We start from the raw sequence: 23,245 nt of genomic DNA, 5'->3' as shown, positions 1-23,245 counted from the left end.
TCAGCGCTCGTCGAGCTCGAGCAGCCGGCGGAAGAGCGCGAGCACCTCGTCGGGCAGCAGTGGCTCGGCGACGGTGACGTCGCAGCGCGTCTCGATCGTCACGCGCCACAGCGGCGCGTCGGGCAGCACTCGCCCGTCGAGCTCGGCGAGCACGCCCGAGGCGACGAGCGTGTCGAGCCGCTCGCGGTCGTCGCCCGGGATGATCTCGAACTCGAGCGTCGCCGCGCGCGTGCGGCCGAGCATGCCGCCCGTGCGGGCGACGCGCACGGCGTCCTCGGCGGGGGCGTCCGGCTCCGCGTCGCCCGTCACGCCGACCGCGCGCCACGCCGAGCGCACCGCCTCGGTCTCGCGCGCATCCGCACCGAACCTCGCCTCGGCGGCCGCTTCCGTCGCGCGCGCGAAGGCGGCGAAGTCGGCCTCGCGGTCGAGGCCGCCGGTGAGGGCGTCGAACCAGATCTGCCCCGGCGCCTCCCACGCCGGTCCGCCGATCGTCGTCGCGACGAGGTGGAAGGCGCGGTTGGGGATGCCGGAGTTGATGTGCACCCCGCCGAGGTCGTCGCGCGTGACGACGAAGTCGCGCATGTGGCCCGGCTGCGGGTCCTCGCCGAGCACGGGGTCGTCGAAGGCCGTGCCGGGCGCCGCCATCGAGCGCAGCGCGACGCCCTGCACGCGGTCGGTGAAGACGCCCGCGCCGATGAGCCAATCGGCCTCGTCGGCGTCCTGGCCGAGCGAGTGCTGCTTGACGAGCGAGCCGAGCACGTCGGCGATCGACTCGTTGAGCGCCCCCGGCTGGTCGCGGTAGACGAGGTCGGCGGTCGCCGCGATGACGCCGTGCCCGAGCTCGTGCCCGATGACGTCGATCGCGCCGGTGAAGCCCGCGAACACCTCGCCGTCGCCGTCGCCGAAGACCATGCGCTCGCCGTCCCAGAACGCGTTGTCGTAGCGCTCGCCGTAGTGCACGGTCGCGCGCAGCGGCATGCCGCGCCCGTCGAGCGAGTCGCGGCCGAAGGCCTCGAGCAGCAAGCGCCACGACGCCCCGAGGCCGTCGTAGGCTTCGTCGGCGGCCGCGTCGCCCGTCGGCGGCGCGCCCTCCGTGCGCACCTCGTCGCCCGGCAGCGTCGTCGTGCCGCGCGCGTCGCTGATGATGCGGTCGGGGGAGGGCTCGCCCGGGACGCGCGCCGGTGCGGGAGCGCCGAGCCCCCGCCGCCGGGGACCGACGGCGCGCTCGACGCGCACCTCGCGGTCGACGCCGAGCGTCTGCGCGGCGACGCGCGCCGCGGGGAGGTCGGCCGCCGCGAGGCGCTCGAGTAGGTAGGGCGGCACGATGCCGCGGCGGCCCGCGAGCGGCGACGGCGAGCGCGCCCCGAGCGCCTCGTGGAGCCCCGGCGCGATGAGGCCCGCCCACAGCGCGTAGCCCGCCCCGGAGGGATGGAAGCCGTCGGATGCGTGCCACTGCGGCTCGAGGATCGCGGGCGTGGGGAGGTGCACGACGTCGGGCGCCGCGGCGGCGAGGCGCTGCAGCGCGTCGTCGAGGCTGCGCGCGTGCCCGCCGAGCAGCGAGCGGATCGGCTGCGGGAGCCACGCGAAGGTGTCGATCTGCGGAGCGCCGGCGACGCCGATGAGCCCGCCGGGCCGGAGGTGGCGGCGGAGCCCCTCGAGGAGCGTGCGCACGGTGGCGATGAAGGCGCGACGGCTCACGAGCTGGAGCGCGTCGTTCGCGCCGACGAGCACGAGGATGACGTCCCACGGCTCGTGCGCCTGCCGGTCGAGCACGGCGAGGTGCCGCTCGAGCACCGCGGCGGAGGTCGAGCCCTCCTGCCCCTCGATGCGCCACTCGACGCTGCGGTCGGCGAGTGCCGCGAGCTGCTCGGCGAGCCGCACGGCGAGCGCGTCCTCGAGCCGGTCGGCGCCGACGCCGGTCGCGGTCGAGTCGCCGACGAGCAGCAGCCGCAGCGGCTCGCCGCCGCGCGCCTCGCCGACCGTGCCCCAGCGCCGGCCCTGCGGCTCCGGCAGCCACACGAGCGCCGACTGCAGCTGCTTGGCCTGCCGCAGCAGCAGCGGCGCGAGCGCGAAGGTCGCCGGCCGCGCGAGCCGGTGGATGCCGCGCTCGGCGCGGCGGACCGTCGTGACGCCGAGCGCGCCGACCCGCTCCGCGAAGCCCCGTCCGTCGATTCCCATGGCGCCCCCTCGATCGCGGCGATGCTACTCCGGGCCGCTGACCGCCGGCCCGCCGACCGCTTCGCGCCCGCCTAGCGGCCCAAGCGCATCCGCACCGCCACCTCGTCGCCGAGCCCGACGCCCTCGGCCCGCTGCACGGCGACCTTGAGCGGCAGCAGGTAGCGGCCATCGCGCGGGAAGAGCGAGGTCGTGAAGGACGTCGCGCCGATCGTCGCCTCGACCGGGATGGCGCCCCAGCCGTAGGTGAGCTCGCGCGCGCTCTGCTGGATGAGCTCCGACTCGTCGGGCGGGAGGGGAGCGAAGAGGAAGGGCGCGGGGCCGCGCCACTCGATCGTGGTCGCCGAGAACTCGAGCTCCATGGGGGCACGCTAGCGCCGGCGGCCGACGAGGGGAGCCGAGCCCGCCGCTAGCCTGGTTGCCATGCCCAGAAGCGCCGCCGTCTCCGTCGCTGCCGTCGTCGGCGCCCTCGTGCTCATCGTCGCGGTCGCCCTGCTCGTCGTGCGGCCGTGGGAGGCGCCGACCGCCACGCCCGCGCCCGCGCCGGGCGCGAGCACCGCATCCGCCGAGCTCGTCGACGAGTCGACGCACCTGCTCTCGGATGCCGGCGCGGGGGCGCCGGTCGTCGTCGAGTTCTTCGACTACGAGTGCCCCGCGTGCGGGCAGTTCGCGCCCATCGTCGACGACCTCGTCGAGCGGCACGGCGACGAGGTGACGTTCGCGGTGCGCTACTTCCCGCTCCCGAGCCACGAGAACGCGATCCCCGCGGCCGTCGCTGCCGAGGCCGCCGCGCAGCAGGGCGCGTTCGCCGAGATGCACGCGCTGCTGCTCGAGCGGCAGTCGGACTGGGCGGGCGCCGACGGCGCGGAGGAGACCTTCCGCGGCTACGCCGAGGAGCTCGGGCTCGACCTCGCGGCGTTCGACGAGGCGGTCGCGGCCGACGCGACCCTCGATCGCGTCGCGCTCGACGCGAACGCCGGCATCGCGCTCGGCGTCCCCTCGACCCCGATGTTCTACGTCGACGGCGAGCAGCTGCAGCTGCGCGACTTCGGCGACCTCGAGGCCGCGATCGAGGCGGCGCTGGCCGAGTAGCGAGCCTCGGAGTCCGCGGTCGCCGCGTCAGGCGGGCCGCAGCCGCAGCGTATGCGCGTGCCCGACGGCCGTCGCGACGATCGGCGGCTCGAACCGCGCGTACCTCCGCCGGTACTCGTCGTCGATCGCGCGCTGGTCGAGGCCCGAGCCGTCGACGATCTCGACGTCCTGCTCGACGTCGCCGCAGCGGATGCGGCCCGCGCCGCGCTCGAGCGCCCGGCGGTACCAGCCGTTCCGCTCGCCGTAGGCGGAGCGCACGACGACCTCGTCGCCCACCGCGACCGCCCAGATCGTGATCGCGGGGCTCAGGCTGCCGTCGGGGCGGCGGGAGGAGAGGTGCAGCTCCTCGGTCAAGCCGATGACGGCGAGCTCCTCCGGGTCCCGCGGCGCGCTCATGCCGCCATCCTGGCCCAGTGGCAGGATGAGCGCCATGCTGCAGCGGCGAAGCGGGGCGACGGCCGTAGGACTCGTCGTGCTGCTCGCGAGCGCGGGCTGCACCGCGTCGCCGGCCACGCCGAGCACGATGCCCGCGAGCGATGCGGATGCGGTGCTCGAGATCCTGCAGCTGCGCGGCGACGTCGCGAGCGGCCACATCGAGCTGCGCGTGACGAACGAGGGCGATGCCGCGCTCGAGGTCGCGCGCGCCGCCTACGAGTCGACCCGCTGGAGCGCGCCGATGGAGCGCGCGGAGGGCGACGCCGTCCCCGCGGGAGCCTCGCGCAACCTGCGGCTGCAGCTGCCGCCCCCGACGTGCGACGAGGGACCGCTCGAGCACCGCGCCGTGCTCGAGCTCGCCGACGGGCGGGTCGTCGCGGGCGTCCCCGGCGACCCGCTCGGGCAGCTCGAGGCGATCGACGACGCGGCGTGCGCGCTGCGGTCCTTCGAGCACGACGTCGCGGCCGTGCGGTGGCTCGACCCGGCGATCCCGGCGGATGGGTCGGGTGCGGCGATCGTGCGGCTCGAGGTCGTGCCCGAGGCGGGGGAGGGCGCCGCGGGCGGGAGCGTCGACGAGGTCGGCGCGACGGTCCTGCTCGCGCCCGTCGACGCATCCGGGAACCGCATCGAGTCGCTGCCGGTCGGCCTCGCGATCGAGCCGGGCGGCGAGCCCGCGGTCGTCGAGGTGCCGCTCACGCCGGGGCGGTGCGACGCGCACGCGATCGCGGAGGACAAGCAGGGCACGCTGTTCCGCATCCGGGTCACGAGCGCGGGCGAGCCGGCCGAGCTCGTGCTGCCGAGCCCCGACGCGCAGCGCGACGCGCTGCTCGCGTGGGTCGTCGCGCGCTGCGCCGCGCTGCCGTGAGGCGTCCGCGCGTCAGCGTCGCGCTCGGCGCAGGTCGATGCGCGAGGTGCCGATCTCGTCGCCGGCCTTCCAGTCGGCCCAGCCGGGCTGGTCGGCCATGAACGCCTCGATCTCGTCCTTCGATGCCTCGAGCCGCGGGTCGTGCCGCAGGTAGTGGCGCGTCTCGCGGGCGACGAGTCCCGAGAGGATGAGCAGTACGACCAGCCGAGGATCGTCGAGTAGGCGAACATCACGAGCCCGATCGTCACGACCCAGTGACCCCAGTCGCCCGGCAGGCCGGTCGAGAACGCCTCGCCGGTCATGAGCGCGGCGCTGATCTGCTCGCCCGCCTCGTCGACGTCGTCCCACACGCCCGTCACGACGATCGTGAGGCCCGTGATGCTGACCACGATGAGGGTGTCGATGAAGGTCCGCGTCATCGAGACGAGGCCCTGCCGCACCGGGTGCGTCGTGCGCGCGGCGGCTGCGGCGATCGCGGCCGAGCCGAGGCCCGACTCGTTCGAGAAGAGGCCGCGGGCGACGCCCATCTGCACCGCGATGATGAGGGCGGAACCCGCGAAGCCGCCGATCGCGGCCGTGCCGGTGAACGCATCCGTGAACACCTGCGCGAGCGCCGCGGGCAGCGCCGTGACGTTCGCGCCGAGGATCCAGAGGCCGCCGAGCACGTAGAAGACGATCATGACGGGCACGAAGCCGGCCGTGACGCGCCCGATCGACTTGATGCCGCCGACGAGCACGACGAGCGTGAGCGCGGCGAGCACGATGCCCGTCATCCAGGTCGGCACGCCCCAGCTGAACTCGACGTTCGAGGCGATCGAGTTGCCCTGCGTCATGTTGCCGATGCCGAAGCACGCGATGACGGTGAAGATCGCGAACGAGACGGCGAGCACGCGGCCGAGCGGTCCGGGGATGCCGCGCCGCAAGTAGTGCTGCGGGCCGCCCGACTTCTCGCCCGCCTCGTCGGTCGTGCGGAAGCGCACGGCGAGGTACGACTCGGTGTACTTCGACGCCATGCCGACGAGGCCCGTGACCCACATCCAGAAGAGGGCGCCGGGGCCGCCGATGCCGATCGCCGTCGCGACGCCGACGATGTTGCCCGTGCCGACGGTCGCGGCGAGCGCGGTCGTGAGCGCCTGGAACTGCGAGATGTCGCCCTCGGCGCCGTCGTCCTTGCGCCGCACCAGCCCGAGGCGCAGGCCTGCGCCGAGCTTCAGGAACTGCAGGCCGCCGAGCCGGATCGTGAGGTAGAGGCCGGTGCCGACGAGGAGCGGGATGAGGAGGAAGGGCCCCCAGATGATGCCGCTCAGGCTGTCGAGCACGGCTTGCAGCGGCGTCAGGTCCATCGGCGTGGGTCTCCTCGCGGTCGGCGTCGCGGTCGTGCGTCGGGTGCAAACCTACCGGCTCGCGGGCCCGGCCTCGCGCATCCGCCGGAGTGCGTCAGCGAGCGGGGATCGGACGCACCGTGAGCGTCTGCGAGGCGTGGCCGACGTGGCCGCGCTCGTCGTGCAGGGCGGTGTGCGTCTCGCCCTGGCCGGTGGGGCCGAAGGCGACGCGCGTGTCGAAGCCGACCCACGCGCCCTCGGGCTCGCGATGGAGGTGGATCGTCAGGTCGAGGTTCGGGAACATCCACGTGTCGGGCCGCGCGCGCACCGCGATGCCGTTCGCGCCGTCGACGAGGCCGATCCAGCGGGCGAGGGCGCTCGCCTGCTCGCCCTCGATGAGCGGATGCGCGGTGCGCTTCCACGCGCGGTTCCGGCCGGGCGTGCCGTCGCCCGCGACGCGCAGCTCGACCGACCGCACGTAGCCGCCGCCCCACTCGGCCGCGAACGCCGACTCGCGCATCGCGTCGGGCGCCGGGAGCGGCTCGGCCGCGCCGCCCGCGACGGCGCTCGTGTCGACCTCGACGCTGTGCCACGCGCGCGCGATCGCGACGTCGCGACCGGCGATGGATGCGGTGGCCTCGGTGAGCTCGATCGTGCGGCCCGGGCGGCGGGTCTCGACCCGCAGCGCGACGTCGTCGAGCGCGAGGAAGCCGAGGATGTCGAAGGCGATGCGACCGAGTCGCAGCGGCGCGGCGCCGGTCTCGGCGCGGTGGCGCTCGATCGCGTGCGTCAGGATGCCAGCGAGCGGCGCGAAGTGGATCTCGCCGTCCTGCCATGCGCCGACAGCGTGCTCGGTGGGTCGGTAGCGGCCGTCGCCGAGCGCGACGAAGTAGGCATCGGTGGGCTGCATGCCTCCGACGCTAGCCGCTACGCGCCCTGGGGCGGGTGCAGCAGCAGGTCGGCGAGGTCGTCGAGGTAGCGCTCGAGCGGCACGGGCGCGTCGGTGCCCCAGCGCACGAGCGCCGCCCCGCCCTCGACGACGAGCGGGCCGGGGCCGCCGACGAGCGACTCGTCGAGTGCGATGGGCCGGACGCCGTGGTTGACCGTCTCGCCCAGCGGGAAGCGGCCCTGGAGCGCGGCCGCGCGGTAGGCGCGGCGCTGCTCGACGGATGCGGAGTGGAACTGGGGGCGGCCGGGCTCGGTCACGCGCGTCGAGATGCCCGTCTGCCACACCGAGCCGTCGCGCGCGAGGAGCAGCGCGCCGAGCCGCCACGCGCGGCCGAGCGAGCGCATGGTCGGCCGCCGCGGGATGCCGAGGAAGGGCTTCGGCACGACGTGCTCGGCGAGCGCCTCGTCGCGAGCGCCCGCCTCGCCGAGCCGGTCGGCCATCGCCTGCAGGAGCGCGCGAGCGCGCTCCACGGCGGCGAGGTCGGCGTCGGTCGGCACGCGGGCATCGTACGCGGTCGCGGCTGGCACGATGGAGGGCATGAGCATCGACAGCGCCCGCGTGCCCGCAGCTGCCCCCGATCGCGAGGCCGCGGCCGAGATGTGGGCGGCCTACGCGCACGCGCACCCCGAAGCGGTCGCCGGCACGCCCGAGCACACGGTCGAGGGGTTCGGCGACTCGGCGGAGCTCGCCGACGCACTGCTCGCCCTCGTGCTCGAGGGCGGCAAGCGCGCGACCTCAGAGCTCGTCGCCGAGTTCGTCGCGGCGGGGGAGCAGCTGCCCCGGGTCGGCTCGCACTGGATCGCGTGCGACGGTGCGGGCCGCCCGCGCGCGATCCTGCGGAGCGTCGAGCTGCGCATCGGGCCGTTCGGCAGCGCGGATGCCGCCTTCGCGGCCGCCGAGGGCGAGGACGACCGCTCGCTCGAGTCGTGGCGGCGCGAGCACCGTCGCTACTGGACGCGCACCGCGGCCGCGCGGGGCGCGACGTGGTCGGAGGACGACGAGATCGTCTTCGAGCGGTTCGCGGTCGTGTGGCCGCCGGAGCACGCCGACGCTCGCTGAGCCTCGCCCGGCGAGTGGACCGCTTCCCGCCGAGCAGACCCGCTCTCGCGCGCCGAGCCGCCGAGCGGACCTGCTCCTGCCGACTCGACCCGCTGCAGCAGGTCGGATCGGCGACAACGGGTCGAGTGGCGTGCGGAGCAGAACCCCGAGGGGCTCAGAGGCGCACGACGCCCGAGTCGCCCATGTCGGGCTGCGCGTCGCTCACGATGCCCTTGACGAGTTGCACCGCCACCGCGACCGCGCCGGGGGAGTCCCAGTACTCGGCGCTCGATGCGGTGATCTCGAGCAGGCCGTTCTCCGGGTCCTCCGGCTCGCCCGTCATGAACGCATCCGCCGACGCATCCCACAGCTGCCGCAGCTTCTCGCGGTCGTCGACGAAGCGAGCGGTACCGGCGAGCGACACCCAGCCGCCCTTGCCCGCGTAGTGCACGTTCACGCGCGGGTCGGCCGAGATCGCGGCGACCTTCTCGGTCGAGCGCTGGGTGAGGAACCACACGGTGTGCGGGTGCTCGAAGTCCTGGGTGCCCATCGGCACGGAGACGAGGTCGCCCTGCTGTGAGACGTACGTGAGCGACGCGACCTTCGTCGAGCGCATGATGCCGGTGATGATCTGGAGCTCTTCGCTGCGTTCGGTCATGGCTCCACGCTCGCATCGGGGCCTGAGCGCGGCCTGGATCCAGGCTGGGTGGCTATGGTCGCGGGATGATTACGCTCGAGGACCGCATCCCGACCGCCGCCGAGCAGCGCGCGGTCGCCGAGGCTGTCGGCTGGCTCGACCACTTCGACTGGGCCTCGATCGACCGCTCGCTCGAGCGCTCGCTCCACGGCGTCGTGGTGCGCGACGGCGGCCGCACCGTCGGCGTGGGCAGGCTCGTCGGCGACGGCGTGCGCTATTGGTACGTGCAGGACGTCATGGTCGACCCGGATGCGTCGGAGCAGGGCATCGGCACGCGGATCGTCGAGCGGCTGCTCGCGCACGTGCGCGCCGAGGCACCCGCCGAGGCGGTCGTTGGCCTCTTCTCGAGCCCCGAAGCCGTCTCGGTCTACCAGGACCTCGGCTTCGTGGCCGCGACGAGCGACCCGCTCGGCATGACGCTCGACCTGCCGGCCGGAGCGTGAGGCGCCGCCACGCGCACCGCGTCGACATCGGCGACCTCGCCTTCAGGCTGACGGCGGATGCGTCGGCACCCGACCCGACGCATCCGACGGTCGTGCTCGTGCACGGCATCGGCGTCTCGCGTCGCTACTTCGCGCGCCTGCACGGCGTGCTCGCCACGCGGGCGCGAGTGATCTCGGTCGACCTGCCGGGCTTCGGCGGGCTGCCGAAGCCACAGCGTGACCTCGACATCGAGACGATGGCGGGAGCGCTCGGTGAGGCGCTCGACTCGCTCGGCACCGGGCCGGTCGTGCTCGTCGGGCACTCGATGGGCTCGCAGTGGGTCGTCGAGCTCGCGCTGCAGCGGCCAGAGCTCGTCTCGCTCGTCGTCGCGATCGGCCCCGTGGCCGACCATCAGCACCGCTCGCCGACCGCGCAGGCGAGGGCGCTGCTCGTCGACTCGCTGCGCGAGCCGCCGAGCGGCAACGTCGTCATCCTGAGCGACTACCTCCGCGCCGGCCCCGCGTGGTACCTCGTGCAGCTGCGCCACATGATCGCGTATTCGCTCGAGCGCGCGGTCGAGCGGCTCGAGATGCCGCTGCTCGTGCTGCGCGGCGAGCGCGACCCGATCGCGGGGCTGCGCTGGAGCCGCGAGCTGCGCGACCGCGCGCCGCGCGCGCGGCTCGTGCACGTGCCCGGCCACCCGCACGCCGTGCAGCACACGGCGCCGCGAGCGGTCGCCTCGGCGATCCTCGCGCACACCGGCTGACGCGCGAACCGCCGCTCGCGACGCCGCGTGGCGAGCAGCGGTCGGATTCGCGATCTGCCGCGAGCAGCGGTCGATCCGCGCCGCAACGGCCCGGATCACCGCGCTTCGCGGCAAGCCGGACGCGGCAGCGATCGGCGGCGCTAGGGGCGGTTGCCGTTGCCGTTGCCGTTGCCGTTGCCGTTGCCGTTGCCGTTGTTGCCGTTGTTGCCGCGGTTCCCGTTGCCGCCGTCGCCAGCGTTGCCATTGCCAGCGTTGCCGTTGCCATTGCCGGCATTGCCGTTGCCGTTGCCGTCGCCGTTGTTCCCGTTGTTCCCGTCCGCCGGCGTCACCACGACCGCCGGCTCGGGCTCCGCGACCGGCGCCGGTGCCGGCTCCGGCACGGCGACCTGCTCGGGCTCGGTGACCGGAGGCTCGGCGACGCCCTGGTCGGGCACGAGCCCAGGGAGGTCGGCGAGCTCGATCTCGACCGGCGCCTTCTCGCTCGGGGTCGGCTGCTGCGAGAGCACCGGGATCGCGACGAGCGCCCCCGCGGCGGCGAGGCCCAGAGCGAGCGCCAGCCCGCGAGTGCGCTTCGACCGCTGCGGTCGGCTCGCCGCCGCTCGCGCCGTCGTCGCCGAGTCGTCCACGGCCAGCGGCCGCGTCGCGTCGAGCGGCGCGGCGATCGGAGCACGCTCGGTCGCGAGCTCCGCGGTCGCGCCGACGCTCGTCGCTGCGGCAGCAGCAGCCGCAGCCGGCGTCGCCGCCGTCGCGTCGGCGCCGCCCGCCGACCGCGAGAGGCGCTCGAGCACGGCTCTCGCGGTCGGCCGCTCCGCCGGGTCGCGCGTCGTCATCGCGGTCAGCAGCGACTTCCAGCGATACCCGAGCTCGCCGGGGATCTCCGGGTCGCGGGCGAGGCGGGCGCTCAACGACTCGACGAGCGAGCCCGGGTACTCGCGTCGGCCCGTGAGGGCCTCGAGCAGCACGAGGCCGAGCGAGTAGATGTCGGAGGACGCGTCGACGCGCGCGCCGGTGGCCTGCTCGGGGCTCAAGTACGCCGCGGTGCCGAGCACCGTGCCCGTGGCGGTGAGCCGCTCGCCGCCGACGAGCGCGGCGATGCCGAAGTCGGCGAGCTTCGCGTCGAACGCACCGCGGTGCAGCGGTGCGGGGGACAGGAGCACGTTGGCCGGCTTCACGTCGCGGTGCACGATGCCGTGCGCGTGGACGACCGCGAGCGCCTCCGCCAGGTCGTGCGCGAGCCGCTCGACCTCGGCCAGCGGCAGCGGTCCCTCGTCGAGCCGCTGCGCGAGGCTCGGCCCCTCGACGAGCTCCATGACGAGGAACGAGACCGGCAGGCCGTCGACGTGCGTCTTGCCGGCGTCGAAGAGCGTCACGAGCGAGCGGTGGTGCACGGAGGCGAGCAGCTCGATCTCGGCGCGCTCCCGCCGCTCCGCCGCATCGTCGCCGACGGGGCGCACGAGCGCCTTCACGGCGACCGTCCGCCCGAGCAGCTCGTCCGTCGCGCGGTGCACCGCCGCGGTGCCGCCGGAACCGAGCAGCGGCCCGATGCGGTAGCGCTCGGCGAGCAGCCGCCCCGGCGCGAGCGGATCGGCTCCTGTCGCGATCATCGCGTCCCCCTGTCCGTCGGCGAGGCTACGCGCGCAATCCGAGCATCCCCTCCACGTCAGCGCGGCGTCTCGACGAGCCGCACGTCGCGCAGCTGCCCGTCGTCGGCGATCGCGGTCATGACCGTGCCGACCGGCTGGCGCCGACGATCGGTGGGGGAGCCGGGGTTCAGCAGCCGCACGCCGCCGGGCGTCACCGAGTCCCACGGGATGTGCGAGTGGCCGAAGACGAGCACGTCGCACGGATCGAGTGAGGCCGGTCCGAAGCGCTCGTCGCAGCGGCGCTCACGCCCGGCGGTGGCGCCGGTCTCGTGCACGAGCGCGATCCGGACGCCGTCGAGCTCCGCGCGCGCCTCGCCACCGAGGCGCTCCCACAGCGCCGGCCCGTCGTTGTTGCCCGCGACGCCGATGAGCCGCCGGGCGCGCGCCTCCAGTTCGTCGAGGAAGGCCTCCGAGACCCAATCGCCCGCGTGGATGACGGCATCCGCCTCGTCGACGAGCCGCCACACCTGCTCCTGCAGCGCCTTCGCGCGCTTCGGCAGGTGCGTGTCGCTCAGCAGCAGCAGGCGCGTCGTCACCGCGCCAGTCTCGCGCACGGCGCCGAGCGCACCGCTCAGGTCACGTCGATCTCGGCGCGCATCGTGCCCGAGTGCGGATCGCAGACGATCTCGTAGGTGCCGGGCTCGAGCGTGATCTCGACCGTCGACTCGTCGGAGCCGGCGACGTCGGTCGCGACGTCGATGCCGCCCGGGCCGCGCAGCCGGAAGCTGTGCATGCGCGAGCGGTCGGCGAACGTGAGCGCGTAGGTGCCGGCCGGGAGCGACTCGACCGCGGCGCCGGATGCGTCGAGCAGCGCGACCACGGAGGCCTCGGGATCGTCGTCGGTGGCGACGACGCCCGTGAGCGGCGTCGCCTCCTCGGGCGCCTCGCTCGAGGGCTCGGCAGGGGAGGGCTCTGGGCTGGGCGCCGGCGACGACCCGGAGGAGGCTTCCGAGCTCGGGGTCTCGGCGGCCGGCTCGGTCGTGCCGCTCGCGCAGCCGGCGAGGGCGAGCGCGACCGCGCTCGCGAGTGCGATCACGACGCCGCGGGGATGACGCATCCGATCTCCGTCCTCGAGCACGCTCTCTCGCGAGGAGCCTGGCACTGCCTGGGCTCGGCGGCAAGTGGCCGATCAGTCGTCGTGGCGCGGGGTGACCTGCGCATCGTCCCAGCCGAGCTGGGGGGTGTCGCACGTGTCGCGGAAGACGATCTGCGAGGGCAGCCGGCGCTCGGAGCTCGTCCAGTCGATGCGGGGGCGGCGGCGCTCCTCGGGCACGTAGCCGAGGCGGTAGACGGCCATGAGCTCGAGGTGGTCGGGCACGCGGAAGAGCTCGACGAGCCGCTCCCACTGCCCGGGCACCTCCATCGGGAAGGAGACGAACTGGATGCCCATGCCGAGCTCGACCGTCGTGAGCCAGAGGTTCTCCATCGCCGCGCCCATGCTGAAGAGCGAGTAGAAGGAGGAGAGCTCGCCCGGGCGGTGCTCGGCGCGGTCGAGCATGACGGCGAGCATGAGCGGGGAGCCGGCGACGAGCTTGCGGTTCTCCTCGCCGAGCGTGTGCGGCACGCGCATCGCGTTCATGAGCCGCTGGCCGCCGGAGGTGAACACCTGGCTCGTGAAGGGGCGCAGCGGCGCTGGCAGCTTGTCGAAGAGCATGCCGTCGCGGCGCTCGTCCATCTCGCGCTGCGAGAAGCGGAAGTAGCGCTTGTAGCGCTCGAAGAACGTGCCGTTCGACATCGCCTCGGTCATGCTCTCGCCGCTGATCGCGGCCACGCGCTCGATCGTGCTGCGATCCTCGGTGATGACGAACCGCCACGGCTGGCTGTTGAGCTGCGAGGGCGCGCGGCCGGCCATCTCGATCAGCAGGCGCTGGTGCTCCTCCTTCACCGGGTCGGGCAGGAACGCGCCGTTCGTCGTGCGGCGGCGGCGGATGGCGTCGATGAGCTCCACGATGCTCCTATCGGGGTCGGCGGGCGATGGCGGCGATGAGCCACGGGGCGGCGGTGAGAGCGACGAGCGGATGCCTGCGCGAGCGCGTCGAGACGCGGGGGAGCGCCGTGAGCGGCACGAGCGCCGCGGCCGCGAGCGTGGCGCGCGTGCCGTCGCGCTCGCGCAGGGCGCTCACCGCGACGGTCGCCGACGTGAGCGCGACCGCGGCGACGTAGCCGACGTGGTGGACCCAGCGGTTCTGCTCGTTGCGCCACAGGCCGGTCGCGAGGCCGACGCCGAGCATCGCGGTCGAGCCGTAGACGGCGCCCGCGGCGGTCGCGAGCGAGCGGGCGGTGCTCACGCGGCGCGCTCCCGCTCGAGCCGGCGGAGGCGCAGGCGCGCCCAGTCCTGCGCGCGCCTGCCCTCGCCGCTCGCGAGCGCGCGACCCGCGATCGCGAGCACGACGCGCGTGAGCGTGACGACGGGCAAGGGGGAGCGGCGCACGCCGAGCAGCTGCCGGTAGCGGCGGGGGAGCGTCGCGACGGCACCGGCGAACAGCAGCCGGTAGCCGATGCCCGCGACGCCGCCGACGGGCGGGCGGCGCAGGAACGAGACGACCTCGCGCACGCGCTCGTCGCTGCGCAGCTCGCCGCGCTCGAGGTAGCCGTCGATGCGGCTCCGCAGCTCGACCGCGGTCGTCGGCGGGTCGTCGACGTGCATGAGCCGACCTGCGGTCGCCCACTCGGCCACGTACGCGTCGGAGCCGCCCGGGATCCGGCCGCCGCCGGGCATCCGCTCGCCCCAGGTCTCCTGGCACGTGAGGAACGCGTCGGCGAAGGCGAGGTGCACCCAGTCGGCCAGGCCCGGGTCGGCGGCGCTGTAGGCGCGCTCGGCGCCGCGGCCGTCGACGTAGGCGCCCTGCACGCGCCTGTGAAAGCGGCCGACGCGCGCCGTCTCGCGCTCCGCCTGCGCGGTGGAGCCGTAGGTGAGGCACACGACCCAGCGGACGGTGCCGGAGAGGCGGCCGAGCGGATCCTGCCGGTAGGTCGAGTGGTCGTGCACGCCGGCCATCGCGCCGGGGTGGAGCGCCTGCAGCAGCAGGGCGCGGATGCCGGCGACGAGCGTCGCCATGCTGCCGTGCACCGTCCAGGCGGCGCCGTCCTCGGCGAAGTGGCCCGCGTCGTCGCCCTCGGCGAGCTCGCGGATCCACGCTGGGGAGCCCTCGGGGTCGCCGGCGAGCGCCTCGAGCAGTCGCGCGCGCAGCCTCATCGCCATGCCGTCAGCATGCCAGCCGACGCTGTGCGAGCCGCGCGTTCTGGGGTCAGTCGGCGCGGCCGAGCGCCGTCATGACGAACGCGCCGGCGATGCCGACGAACGCGAGCGCCGTCACGAGGCTCGAGGCGATGATGAAGAGGTTCATCGGGTCGTCGAGCGGGATGCCCGCGTCGTGGGCGGCGGCGGAGGCGGCGACGAGGAGCTGCATGGCGCCATCGTAGCGCCGGCGCGCGAGCGCTTGCCGGAAGGAGCGCAGTCAACGTCCCTCCACAGGACGACCGCTCGCTGCCGCGCGCATCGGCAGGACTCGGCCACAGTGACCGGCATGCTGCAGCACGATCGTCAGACGCTCGGGGCGGCACTGCCGCAAGCGGATCCGCGGGTGGCGGAAGAGGTGAGCATCAGGGCGTCGGCGGTCGTCCGTGCGCTCGTAGAGCCCGTGGAGACGGATGTCGAAGACGACGAGGACCAGCGCCCGTGGTTCCAGGTCACGCCGCATGGCGTCGCGCTGGCGATGTCGATCGGGATCCTCGAGGACTCGCTCAGGGACGAGCGCAGTGCACGCTTGCCGCAGATCGCGATGCTGGTCGCTCTCGCGCAGTGGCCGAGCGTGCCCGAGCAGCTCGCGCTGCAGGTCGCCTTCGGTCGCGGGCTGGCGACGGAGCACCTCCGACACGTGACGCGGATCGTCGACCACGCCGTCGAGCTCGGCATCGCCGTCGACGATCACGTCCGGCAGCTCGTCGCCAAGGGGGCGCTTCCGGACGTGCATGTCGGGCGGTGCTTGCGCGGTGAGACGCAGAGGGTGCCCGATCGCGACCGCACCATCCGAGGCATCGCTCTCCTTCGGTGGTCTGCGGCGCACGCCCCCGAGGAGATGCAGCCGGCGCTGCTCTGCGCCGTCGCTTGGTTGCTCTGGGCGCTCGGCAAGCGAGCGGACGCCATGGCGCATCTCGTGAGGGCCGCAGGGATCGATCGCGGCCACGCGATGGTGCCGAGCCTGATGCTGCTCTTCGGCGAGCGGGTGCCGACGTGGACCGCAGCGGCCCGTGTGGACGCGTCACCGCGCCATCGCGGATTGTAGATCAATGACCTACAATCAGGGCATGAAGAACGTGTCCGTCCGCGCGCTCCGCCAGAATCCCGCGCAGATGCTGCGGGACGTGGAGTCGGGGGAGAGCTACACGATCACGTCGTACAACCGGCCGATCGCCCGCGTCGAGCCGGTTGCGGCGTCGACCCAGATCATCCCGCCGAAGCGCACGGGCCGACCGAACCTCGCGTCGCTCCCTCGGCATGAGCTGCGGACGGCCGCATCGATCGACGAGCTGCTGGACGACCTGCGGGGGGAGTGATGACGACGTTCTACCTCGACACATCCGTCGCCGGCCGTGCGATGCTGCGGCACTCGCCGACGGCGGTCGCGTGGTTCGTAGACGCGGCCGAGTCGGACGAGCTCGTCTCGTCCCGGTTGCTCAAGACGGAGCTCACGCGCCTCGCGCGACGCGAAGGCATCCCGTTCGCCGAGCGCGACGAGGTGCTCGACTTCGTCGGCGTGATCCCGATCGATCACGCCGTGCTGATCGAGGCCGAGGCGATCGTGCCGCACGTGCGCGCCCTCGACGCGATCCACCTCGGCACCGCTCTGCGATCCGGCATCGAAGACCTCGTGATCGTCTCGCATGACGCCCGCATGCTCGAGGTCGCTTCACAGATGGGCCTCGCGACGCTCGATCCCTGCGCAGGCGAGTGAGTCGAGGCGGCGAGCGAGGTGGCCGCTGAGGGGAGACGGCAGCGATACGGCATCTCACCGATCGGACATAATGCGCATTATCGGCGCTTCACGGGAGTCGCCGAGAGGAGCGAGTCACCGCGTCAGCGCTGCGCGAGCGCCTCGAGCCGCTCGCCGGTGAGGCGCTGCGTCGTCCACTCGTCCAGCGGCTCGGCGCCGATCGAGCGGTAGAACCCGATCGACGGCTCGTTCCAGTCGAGCACCGTCCACTCGAAGCGCCGGTAGCCGCGCTCGACGCACTCCGCGGCGAGCGCCGCCATGAGCGCTCGACCGTATCCGCGGCCGCGCTGCGCCTCGTCGACGTAGAGGTCCTCGAGCCAGATGCCGTGCGTGCCCGTCCATGTCGAGTACGTCAGGAACCAGATCGCGATGCCGACGATCGCGCCGTCGCGCTCGACGACGTGCGCGAAGGCTCGCGGCTCGTCGCCGAAGAGCGTCGCCGTCAGCATCCCCTCGGTGTTCTCCACCGCATCCGGCTCTCGCTCGTAGACCGCGAGCGCGTGGATCATCGCGAGGATGCCCGGCTCGTCGCCGGGCTGGGCGCGGCGCAGCTGCGCGCCGCCGGAGAGGCTGCTGGTCTTCACTCGTCGAGCCTACGCGGCCCTGGCCGCTGGCACTCCCCGCGCGCCCCGGATGCTACGCGCCAGAAGCCTCGTCGTGCTCGTCGACGTGCTCGACCGCGGTGACCATGCGATCGAGGAAGCCGGCCACCGCCTCGGTCTGCTCGTCGTCCATCGCGTCGATCACGTCGATCATCCGCCGATGCATGGCGCCGAGCGTCGCGCGGACCTCGTCATCGGTGTCCTTCGTCGGCACGACGATCGTCGCCCGCCGGTCGTCCGGGTGCGGCTCGCGGCGCACGTGGCCGCTCTCGACGAGCCGGTCGACGAGCGCGGTCACCGAGGGCGATGCGAGCCCGAGCGCCGACGCGAGATCGCGCTGCCGCAGCACCTCGCCGCGCCGCTCCGCCTGCAGCAGCAGTCGCAGCGCGAGCAGATCGGTCTCGCCCATGCCCATCGACGCACGGGTGCGTGCCCGCATCTGCGCCTCCGCGGCACGGTAGCGCCGCAGCAGGTTGAGCACGTCGACGCTCGTCGGCCGACCGTGCCCCGGGTACCAGTAGCCCGAGCTCGCCGTGCCGCGCGCGTCGATCTGGGTCATGCCGCTCCTCCATCGGGTCTGTCCGTCCTGCGCACACCCTACCGTTCGAACGTGATACATTTCGATCATCGAACTAACGATCCGCAAGAAGGAGCATGACATGACCGACACGCTGACTCGGCCCGAGGTCTCTGCTCCCGGTCTCCACGCGCTCGACGAGCGCCGTGGCGGTGGTCGTGACGACGCATCCGGCCGCATCACGTGGGCGTCGCCGGGCGACGGCCTGTGGGTCGCGAGCCGCGGCGGCGTCGAGGGCACGACCTTCCTCGGCTTCGTCGAGGAGACGCTCGAGGAGTACGTCGCCGTCGACGGCGCAGGTCGCTCGCTCGGTCGCTTCGGGGAGCTGCGGGCGGCGCAGGCCGCGTTCGCGGCGGGCAGCCCCTCCCCTGCTCTCACCACGGGGCCGATCCCGTGGATCGACGCGGGCGCTCGCGTCGTGGCCCGCTCGAGCCTCCGCTTCGGCTGAGGCACCTCAGACGAGGATCCCGCCCCAGACGGCGCGCGCGCCCGAGTCGCCGATGAGGACGACCATGGCGGTCGAGCCCGCCGCGGCCACGACCGCGAGCACGGCGAGCACGATCGACGGCCGCGAGCGCTTCGCCGGCGGCGACCGCGATCGGCACGAGCACGACGCCACGGGCGAGCTCGGCACCATCGTCGGCGTCGACGGCGCGACCCAGGTGACGCTGAACGGCTGGCCGCTCTACGACTTCGCGGGCGACTCCGCGGCGGGCGACGTCGCGGGCCAGGGCGTCAACGACGTGTGGTGGGTGCTCTCCCCCGCCGGCGAGCGCATGGCGGAGTGACCTCCGGCCAGCAGGCCGAGCCGCTGACGAGGGCTGCGGTCAGCGCTCCGCGCGGCGCCCGATGAGCGAGCGCAGCGCGAAGAAGACGACGACCGCGACGACGGCGACGATCGCGAGCTTGCCGATGAACCACAGGAGGCTGAAGACGACGTCGACCACGATCCACGCGATGATGACGGCGAGGATGGCGCAGATGACGGCCCATGCGGTGCGGCTCATGCTCCGAGGCTAGTCGACGTCGTCGCCCGCGAGCGCGCCGAGCAGGTCGTCGGCGAGGTCGTCGATGTGCTCGATGCCGACCGAGAGGCGGATGAGGCCCGCGGGGATGGTCGGCGCCTCCGTCGCCCAGCGGCGCCGCCGCTCGAGCGTCGACTCGACGCCGCCGAGGCTCGTCGCGGGGATCCAGAGCCGCACGCGATCGACCGCGCGATCGGCGGTCGCGGCGTCGCGCAGCACGACCGCGAGCACGGTGCCGAAACCCGGGTCGCGCACCTCCACGACGCCGGGCACACCCTCGAGCCGCGCGGCGAGCTCGCGCGCGTTCGACGCCGCCCGCTCGAGTCGCACCGAGAGCGTGCGCAGCCCCCGGAGCGCGAGGAACGACTCCATCGGGCCGGGGATGGCGCCGTGCAGCCCGCGGTGGTGGCGGATGCGCGCGGCGAGGTCGGGATCGTCGGCGACGACCGCGCCGAGCACGATGTCGCTGTGCCCCGCGATGAGCTTCGTGACGGAGTGCACGACGACGTCGGCGCCTTGGCCGAGCGGGCGCTGCAGGAGTGGGGTCGCGAAGGTGCTGTCGACGACGCTCAGCGCACCCGCGGCGCGCGCGGACGCGGCGAGCCGCTCGACGTCGGCGACCTCGAGCGCCGGGTTCGTCGGCGACTCGAGCCACACCATCGCCGCGCCCGGCATCGCCGCCTCGACCGCGTCGGCGTCGGCGATGTCGACGCGGCGCACCTCGAAGCGCCCGTCCGCGGCGCCAACGTCGAGCAGCGCGAGCGTGTGCTGGTAGGCGTGGCGCGGCACGACGACCGCGCCGCCGTGGGGCACGAGCGCCGCGACCGCGCTCACCGCGGCCATGCCGCTCGCGAACGAGACGCACTCGCCGCCCTCGAGCGCGCCGAGCGCATCCTCGAACGCCGTCCAGGTCGGGTTGCCGTACCGGGCGTACTCGAGGTCGCCGCCGGCGACGAAGGCGCTCGCGAAGGTGACGGGCTCGTTGAACGGGGCGGCCGGCACGTGGGGCGGGCGGCCCGCGCTCACGACGACGGTCTCGGGGCGCAGGCGCTGCTCTCGCATCACGCCATCCTGCCACCGGCGGCGCGCTCGACCGCGCGGCGCGACCGTGTCGGCGCCCTCGGCTACCGTCGTCGCGTGGCGACCATCCGCACCGTCTCGCGCGAGGAAGCGCGCCGCATCGCCGTGCGGGCGCAGCTGCTCGACGCCGACCGCGCGCCCGTCGACGGCTCCGACCACCTCGCCGACATCGTCGCGCAGCTGACGCTGCTGCCGCTGGGCCCGACTGACATCGTCTGCCCGTCGGCCGAGCACATCGCCTTCTCGCGCGTGCCGGCACTCGACCCGAGCGACGTGCGGCGCGCCGTCGAGGTCGAGCAGTCGCTCTTCGAGCACCTCGGCCCGCGCCGGCATCCGATGGAGGCGTGGGCGATCGGGTTGCGCGCGATGCGCGACCTGCCGTGGCTGCTCGCGCTCGGTCGCGCGCCCGAGGCGATCGGCGAGTCGAGCCGCGCGTGGCTCGAGGCGAACGGGGGCTTCCGCGAGCGCGTGCTCGAGCAGCTCCGCGTCGACGGTCCGCTCCCGCAGGGCGAGATCGCCGACACCGCCGATGTGCCCTACCGCTCGAGCGGGTGGAACACCGGCCGCGACGTCGCGATGATGCTCGAGCTGCTGCAGGTGCGCGGCGAGGTCGTCGTGGTTGAGCGGCTCGGGCAGCTGCGCGTCTGGGACCTCGCCGAGCGCGTGCTCCCGCCCGTCCAGACGCCCGATCCCGCCGCGGCGCTCGAGACGTGGCAGCGCCGCTGGCTCCGCTCGCTCGGCATCGCGCGGCCGACCCACATCGGCGACGCCGGCGAGCCCGTGCGCATCGATGGCGTCCGCGGCGAGTGGCGGCTCGACGACGGCGCGAGCGCCGCCGGCTTCACCGGCCGTCTCGCGCTGCTCTCGCCGCTCGACCGGCTCATCGCCGACCGCCGCCGCATGCGCGACCTGTGGGGCTTCGAGTATGCGCTCGAGCAGTACACGCCGGCCGCGAAGCGCCGCTGGGGCGTGCACGCGCTGCCGATCCTCGACGGCGACGCGCTCGTCGGCAAGGTCGATGCGCGCACCGACCGGGACGCGGGCGTGCTGCGCGTCGCGCGCATCCACTGGGACGTCGAACCCGACGCCCGGCTGCGCTCCGCCGTGCTCGACGAGCTCGAGCGCTTCGCCGCGTGGCTCGGCGGCCGGCTCGCGCTCGCCGACGGCGCAGCCGAGCCTCGCTAGCCTGACGCCGTGCCCGCCATCGCCGTGATCGGCAACCCGACCGCCCGCGGCTTCGCGCGCGGCGTCGACGCGGTGCTGCGCGAAGCGGCACGCTCGGGCGCCGATGCGCGAGTGCTGCCGACCGAGCAGGACGCGCCCGGCGGCCCGCAGACGCTCGAGGCGCTGCGGGCGGGGGCGGATGCGGTGGTCGCGGTCGGCGGGGACGGGACCGTTCGCGAGGTCGCGGCCGTGCTCGCCCGCACGGGCGTGCCGCTCGGCATCGTGCCCGCCGGCACCGCCAACCTCTTCGCCCGGAACCTCGACCTGCCGCTGCGCGACGTCGCGGCCGCGGCGCGAGCGGCCGTCTCAGGCGCGGCGTCGGACGTCGACCTCGGTCGCGTGGTGCTGAGCCGGTCCGGCGTGCGCGAGGAGGAGCGGCCGTTCCTCGTCGTCGTCGGCGTCGGTCACGACGCGCTCGCCGTCGAGGCGGCATCGCTGCTCGCGAAGCGGCGGCTCGGCTGGGCCTCCTACATCGCGGCCGGCCTCGGCAGGCTCGGCCGCCCGAGCTTCGCCGTGCGCGGGCGCTTCGACGGCGGCGCGATCGAGTCGACGCGCGCGTGGAGCGTGCTCGTGCACAACGCGGCGCGCATCCCCGCCGGCCTCTCGGTGCTGCCGGGCACGCGGCTCGACGACGGCTCGCTCCACGTCGCGACCGTGAGCCCTCGCCATCTCGCGCACTGGGGGCGCATCGCGGCCGCCGGCGCCGGCATCGCGCGCGCCGAGGGCGTGCTGCGCCACCGCACCGTCGAGCGCGTGACGCTCGGTGCGGTCGACGCTCCGCTGCCGGTGCAGATCGACGGCGACGCGGCGAAGCCCGTCGATCGGCTCGACGCGCGCATCGACCGCGCCGCGCTCAGCGTGCGGATGCCAGGATCGAGGGCGTGACTCCCGACCAGGCTCTCGCTCGGCTCCGCAGCGCTCCCGCAGGACGGCTCGAGCCCATGCTCGCCCAGATCGACCTCGAGCGCACCGTCGCGGCGATCGCCGGCAACCGCATCACCGGCCTGTTCCGCCGCGCCGAGCGCCGGCAGCTCGTCGAGCTCCTGTGCGTCGAGCGCGTGACCGAGCTGAGCCCGAAGATGCGCGCGCGGGTCGTGCACGCGCTGCGCGAGCTCGCGCCGAGCGCGGTCATCTCCCACGGCATCCGCTCGTGCCTCCTCTCGCTCACGGGCGGGCCGTTCCGGGACATGAAGTACCTGCTCAACTCGACGGGCGACCGGCACGACCTCGAGCACGTCGTCTTCGAGCGGCTCACGCCCGCCGATCGCGAGGCGGTGCTCGCGCACATCGCGGCCGAGGCCGCCGACTCGCCCGTGCCCGACCTGCGCATCCTGTGCGACATCGACGACACGGTGCGCGCGATGCTGCACGAGACCCGCTTCCCGCGCGGCTCGGTCTACCCCGGCGTCGTCGAGCTGCTCATCGAGCTCGACGAGGGCCACGCCTCGCAGCCCTCGCGGCCGGGCGATCTCACGTTCGTCACGGCTCGACCGGAGGGCCCCCGCGGGCTCATCGAGCAGTACACGCGGAACGGGCTCTCTGGCCTCGGCCTCCCGCCGCACACCGTGCTCGGCGGCTCGTTCCTCAACCTGTTCACGAAGCAGTCGATCCAGGCCCGCAAGCTGCAGAACTTCGTGCGCGAGCGCGCGCTCTTCCCCGAGTGCCGCTTCATGTTCATCGGCGACAGCGGCCAGGCCGATCCGCAGGTGGGGGCCGAGATGCTGCGGCTCGGCGGGGTGCACGGGGTCGCGGTGCTCATCCACGAGGTCGTGCCGGTCGAGGGCGAGGCGCGCGCCGAGCTCGAGGCCGCCGGGATCCGCTTCTTCCGCGGCTACGACGAGGCCGCGCGCATGGCGCACGACCTCGGGCTGCTCGACGCGCCCTCGCGCGACCGGGTGCTGCTCGCCGTCGCCGCCGACGGCGCGCCGATGACCTGAGCGCTGACCATCTGAGCGCTCAGCCCGCGCCGTGCTCGACGAGCGCGACCGTGTTGCCCTCGCTGTCGAGCACGAACGCCATCCGCTCGACCGTGCCGGCCGGCCCGAGGGCGTCGTCGTCGTGCTCGAAGATCGTGTGCGGCTCGCTCACGATGCCGACCCCGGATGCGCGGAGGCGCTCCACCCGCTCGTCGAGGTCGTCGACGGCGAAGTAGAGCAGCGCCGAGGGCGCACCGCGCTCGAGCAGCAGCCGCGAGTCGCCGAGCACGAGGAACGCGAGGCCTGGCGGCTCGAAGGTCGCCGCGACGGGCACGCCGAGCAGGTCGGCGTAGAACGCGGCAGCCCGCTCGAGGTCGACGGCGCGCTGCGCCACCTGCACGAGCGGGCTGTCGCCGATCACG

At 74.3% G+C, this 23,245-nt stretch carries 31 protein-coding genes and 1 pseudogene; 13 read left to right on the top strand and 19 right to left on the bottom strand.

What is annotated here, in order from left to right:
• Both JSQ78_RS02940 and JSQ78_RS02935 read right to left on the bottom strand, forming a co-directional pair.
• Positions 1-2,178, bottom strand: a complete 2,178-nt coding sequence (locus JSQ78_RS02940) for a protealysin inhibitor emfourin (protein WP_211449270.1) — start codon at positions 2,176-2,178, stop codon at positions 1-3.
• 71 nt (positions 2,179-2,249) lie between these two features.
• Positions 2,250-2,537 (bottom strand): DUF1905 domain-containing protein, encoded by a 288-nt coding sequence (locus JSQ78_RS02935; protein WP_211449268.1) that lies wholly within the window; start codon positions 2,535-2,537, stop codon positions 2,250-2,252.
• Positions 2,538-2,598: 61 nt separating this feature from the next.
• On the opposite strand from JSQ78_RS02935, the gene JSQ78_RS02930 reads away from it, so the two are divergent.
• Complete coding sequence (locus JSQ78_RS02930; RefSeq protein WP_211449266.1) at positions 2,599-3,267, top strand: DsbA family protein; 669 nt, start codon at positions 2,599-2,601, stop codon at positions 3,265-3,267.
• A 27-nt stretch (positions 3,268-3,294) separates the two neighbouring features.
• Here the strand turns inward: JSQ78_RS02930 and JSQ78_RS02925 are convergent, their stop codons facing one another.
• Entirely contained in the window at positions 3,295-3,663 is a 369-nt protein-coding gene (locus tag JSQ78_RS02925; RefSeq protein ID WP_211449264.1) for a DUF2255 family protein, read from the bottom strand.
• Positions 3,664-3,697: 34 nt separating this feature from the next.
• Here JSQ78_RS02925 and JSQ78_RS02920 point away from each other — a divergent pair, with 34 nt between their 5' ends.
• Positions 3,698-4,567 (top strand): hypothetical protein, encoded by an 870-nt coding sequence (locus tag JSQ78_RS02920; RefSeq protein ID WP_211449262.1) that lies wholly within the window; start codon positions 3,698-3,700, stop codon positions 4,565-4,567.
• Positions 4,568-4,579: 12 nt separating this feature from the next.
• On the opposite strand, the pseudogene JSQ78_RS02915 reads toward JSQ78_RS02920, so the two are convergent.
• The 3 genes and pseudogenes from JSQ78_RS02915 to JSQ78_RS02905 all read right to left on the bottom strand — a co-directional run bounded on the left by JSQ78_RS02915 (position 4,580) and on the right by JSQ78_RS02905 (position 7,335).
• Positions 4,580-5,910, bottom strand: a pseudogene (locus JSQ78_RS02915) (alanine/glycine:cation symporter family protein).
• A 94-nt stretch (positions 5,911-6,004) separates the two neighbouring features.
• On the bottom strand, positions 6,005-6,799 hold the full coding sequence (locus tag JSQ78_RS02910) for a thioesterase family protein (protein ID WP_211449260.1): 795 nt from the start codon (positions 6,797-6,799) through the stop codon (positions 6,005-6,007).
• Between the two features lie 17 nt (positions 6,800-6,816).
• A complete protein-coding gene (locus JSQ78_RS02905; RefSeq protein WP_211449258.1) occupies positions 6,817-7,335 on the bottom strand; it encodes a hypothetical protein in 519 nt (172 codons plus the stop codon).
• A 40-nt stretch (positions 7,336-7,375) separates the two neighbouring features.
• On the opposite strand from JSQ78_RS02905, the gene JSQ78_RS02900 reads away from it, so the two are divergent.
• Positions 7,376-7,897 (top strand): ASCH domain-containing protein, encoded by a 522-nt coding sequence (locus JSQ78_RS02900; RefSeq protein WP_249295851.1) that lies wholly within the window; start codon positions 7,376-7,378, stop codon positions 7,895-7,897.
• A 154-nt stretch (positions 7,898-8,051) separates the two neighbouring features.
• Here JSQ78_RS02900 and JSQ78_RS02895 read toward each other — a convergent pair whose 3' ends face one another.
• A complete protein-coding gene (locus JSQ78_RS02895; protein ID WP_211449256.1) occupies positions 8,052-8,534 on the bottom strand; it encodes a pyridoxamine 5'-phosphate oxidase family protein in 483 nt (160 codons plus the stop codon).
• Between the two features lie 65 nt (positions 8,535-8,599).
• Here JSQ78_RS02895 and JSQ78_RS02890 point away from each other — a divergent pair, with 65 nt between their 5' ends.
• Together JSQ78_RS02890 and JSQ78_RS02885 are read left to right on the top strand one after the other, a co-directional pair.
• Entirely contained in the window at positions 8,600-9,016 is a 417-nt protein-coding gene (locus JSQ78_RS02890; RefSeq protein WP_211449254.1) for a GNAT family N-acetyltransferase, read from the top strand.
• A complete protein-coding gene (locus tag JSQ78_RS02885) occupies positions 9,013-9,762 on the top strand; it encodes an alpha/beta fold hydrolase (protein ID WP_249295850.1) in 750 nt (249 codons plus the stop codon). The genes JSQ78_RS02890 and JSQ78_RS02885 overlap by 4 nt, the downstream gene beginning before the upstream one ends.
• A gap of 140 nt (positions 9,763-9,902) precedes the next feature.
• On the opposite strand, the gene JSQ78_RS02880 is transcribed toward JSQ78_RS02885, so the two are convergent.
• From JSQ78_RS02880 to JSQ78_RS02850, 7 genes are all read right to left on the bottom strand, one after another.
• Positions 9,903-11,366: a serine/threonine-protein kinase gene (locus tag JSQ78_RS02880; RefSeq protein WP_211449252.1), complete on the bottom strand. Its 1,464-nt coding sequence runs from the start codon at positions 11,364-11,366 to the stop codon at positions 9,903-9,905.
• A 56-nt stretch (positions 11,367-11,422) separates the two neighbouring features.
• On the bottom strand, positions 11,423-11,941 hold the full coding sequence (locus JSQ78_RS02875; RefSeq protein ID WP_211449250.1) for a metallophosphoesterase family protein: 519 nt from the start codon (positions 11,939-11,941) through the stop codon (positions 11,423-11,425).
• Positions 11,942-11,976: 35 nt separating this feature from the next.
• Positions 11,977-12,462: a hypothetical protein gene (locus JSQ78_RS02870; RefSeq protein WP_211449249.1), complete on the bottom strand. Its 486-nt coding sequence runs from the start codon at positions 12,460-12,462 to the stop codon at positions 11,977-11,979.
• A 72-nt stretch (positions 12,463-12,534) separates the two neighbouring features.
• Entirely contained in the window at positions 12,535-13,353 is an 819-nt protein-coding gene (locus tag JSQ78_RS02865) for a nitroreductase family protein (protein ID WP_211449247.1), read from the bottom strand.
• Between the two features lie 7 nt (positions 13,354-13,360).
• Positions 13,361-13,693: a hypothetical protein gene (locus tag JSQ78_RS02860; protein WP_211449245.1), complete on the bottom strand. Its 333-nt coding sequence runs from the start codon at positions 13,691-13,693 to the stop codon at positions 13,361-13,363.
• Positions 13,690-14,607: an oxygenase MpaB family protein gene (locus tag JSQ78_RS02855; RefSeq protein WP_211449243.1), complete on the bottom strand. Its 918-nt coding sequence runs from the start codon at positions 14,605-14,607 to the stop codon at positions 13,690-13,692. Before JSQ78_RS02855 ends, JSQ78_RS02860 begins: the two co-directional genes overlap by 4 nt.
• 46 nt (positions 14,608-14,653) lie before the next feature.
• Positions 14,654-14,815: a hypothetical protein gene (locus JSQ78_RS02850; protein WP_021009399.1), complete on the bottom strand. Its 162-nt coding sequence runs from the start codon at positions 14,813-14,815 to the stop codon at positions 14,654-14,656.
• A 117-nt stretch (positions 14,816-14,932) separates the two neighbouring features.
• On the opposite strand from JSQ78_RS02850, the gene JSQ78_RS02845 reads away from it, so the two are divergent.
• Genes JSQ78_RS02845 through JSQ78_RS02835 form a run of 3 tightly spaced genes read left to right on the top strand, consistent with a single transcriptional unit; the run spans position 14,933 to position 16,360 of the window.
• Positions 14,933-15,691, top strand: coding sequence for a hypothetical protein (locus JSQ78_RS02845; RefSeq protein ID WP_211449241.1), 759 nt, complete (start codon positions 14,933-14,935; stop codon positions 15,689-15,691).
• Between the two features lie 22 nt (positions 15,692-15,713).
• Entirely contained in the window at positions 15,714-15,962 is a 249-nt protein-coding gene (locus tag JSQ78_RS02840) for a type II toxin-antitoxin system Phd/YefM family antitoxin (protein WP_211449239.1), read from the top strand.
• A complete protein-coding gene (locus JSQ78_RS02835) occupies positions 15,962-16,360 on the top strand; it encodes a type II toxin-antitoxin system VapC family toxin (RefSeq protein WP_249295849.1) in 399 nt (132 codons plus the stop codon). The genes JSQ78_RS02840 and JSQ78_RS02835 overlap by 1 nt, the downstream gene beginning before the upstream one ends.
• A 122-nt stretch (positions 16,361-16,482) precedes the next feature.
• Here JSQ78_RS02835 and JSQ78_RS02830 read toward each other — a convergent pair whose 3' ends face one another.
• The gene (locus JSQ78_RS02830) at positions 16,483-16,908 is read right to left on the bottom strand and encodes a GNAT family N-acetyltransferase (RefSeq protein WP_211450474.1); all 426 of its coding nucleotides are present in this window, start codon (positions 16,906-16,908) and stop codon (positions 16,483-16,485) included.
• 127 nt (positions 16,909-17,035) lie between these two features.
• Positions 17,036-17,560 carry a MarR family winged helix-turn-helix transcriptional regulator gene (locus JSQ78_RS02825; protein WP_211449235.1) on the bottom strand — a complete coding sequence of 175 codons (525 nt, stop codon included), beginning with the start codon at positions 17,558-17,560 and terminating at the stop codon, positions 17,036-17,038.
• A gap of 100 nt (positions 17,561-17,660) precedes the next feature.
• Here JSQ78_RS02825 and JSQ78_RS02820 point away from each other — a divergent pair, with 100 nt between their 5' ends.
• Together JSQ78_RS02820 and JSQ78_RS02815 are read left to right on the top strand one after the other, a co-directional pair.
• Positions 17,661-18,026: a hypothetical protein gene (locus JSQ78_RS02820; RefSeq protein ID WP_211449233.1), complete on the top strand. Its 366-nt coding sequence runs from the start codon at positions 17,661-17,663 to the stop codon at positions 18,024-18,026.
• Positions 18,027-18,090: 64 nt separating this feature from the next.
• Positions 18,091-18,366 (top strand): COG4315 family predicted lipoprotein, encoded by a 276-nt coding sequence (locus JSQ78_RS02815; RefSeq protein WP_249295848.1) that lies wholly within the window; start codon positions 18,091-18,093, stop codon positions 18,364-18,366.
• A gap of 39 nt (positions 18,367-18,405) precedes the next feature.
• Here the strand turns inward: JSQ78_RS02815 and JSQ78_RS02810 are convergent, their stop codons facing one another.
• Together JSQ78_RS02810 and JSQ78_RS02805 are read right to left on the bottom strand one after the other, a co-directional pair.
• The gene (locus JSQ78_RS02810; RefSeq protein ID WP_021009412.1) at positions 18,406-18,585 is read right to left on the bottom strand and encodes a hypothetical protein; all 180 of its coding nucleotides are present in this window, start codon (positions 18,583-18,585) and stop codon (positions 18,406-18,408) included.
• A gap of 9 nt (positions 18,586-18,594) precedes the next feature.
• Positions 18,595-19,665 carry a trans-sulfuration enzyme family protein gene (locus JSQ78_RS02805; protein ID WP_211449229.1) on the bottom strand — a complete coding sequence of 357 codons (1,071 nt, stop codon included), beginning with the start codon at positions 19,663-19,665 and terminating at the stop codon, positions 18,595-18,597.
• A 75-nt stretch (positions 19,666-19,740) separates the two neighbouring features.
• On the opposite strand from JSQ78_RS02805, the gene JSQ78_RS02800 reads away from it, so the two are divergent.
• From JSQ78_RS02800 to JSQ78_RS02790, 3 genes are read left to right on the top strand one after another with little or no spacing between them, the layout of a single operon-like run.
• The gene (locus tag JSQ78_RS02800; RefSeq protein ID WP_211449227.1) at positions 19,741-20,868 is read left to right on the top strand and encodes a DNA glycosylase AlkZ-like family protein; all 1,128 of its coding nucleotides are present in this window, start codon (positions 19,741-19,743) and stop codon (positions 20,866-20,868) included.
• Positions 20,869-20,877: 9 nt separating this feature from the next.
• Positions 20,878-21,792: a diacylglycerol/lipid kinase family protein gene (locus JSQ78_RS02795; RefSeq protein WP_211449225.1), complete on the top strand. Its 915-nt coding sequence runs from the start codon at positions 20,878-20,880 to the stop codon at positions 21,790-21,792.
• Positions 21,789-22,844, top strand: a complete 1,056-nt coding sequence (locus JSQ78_RS02790; protein ID WP_211449224.1) for a hypothetical protein — start codon at positions 21,789-21,791, stop codon at positions 22,842-22,844. The genes JSQ78_RS02795 and JSQ78_RS02790 overlap by 4 nt, the downstream gene beginning before the upstream one ends.
• Positions 22,845-22,863: 19 nt before the next feature.
• Here JSQ78_RS02790 and JSQ78_RS02785 read toward each other — a convergent pair whose 3' ends face one another.
• Positions 22,864-23,244, bottom strand: a complete 381-nt coding sequence (locus JSQ78_RS02785; RefSeq protein WP_249295846.1) for a VOC family protein — start codon at positions 23,242-23,244, stop codon at positions 22,864-22,866.
• Position 23,245 lies beyond the last annotated feature (1 nt).

This window comes from Agrococcus sp. Marseille-Q4369 (assembly GCF_018308945.1).
Lineage (GTDB): Bacteria > Actinomycetota > Actinomycetes > Actinomycetales > Microbacteriaceae > Agrococcus.
The sequence above is the reverse complement of the archived record's forward strand: the minus strand, read 5'-3'. Positions and strand labels throughout refer to the sequence as shown.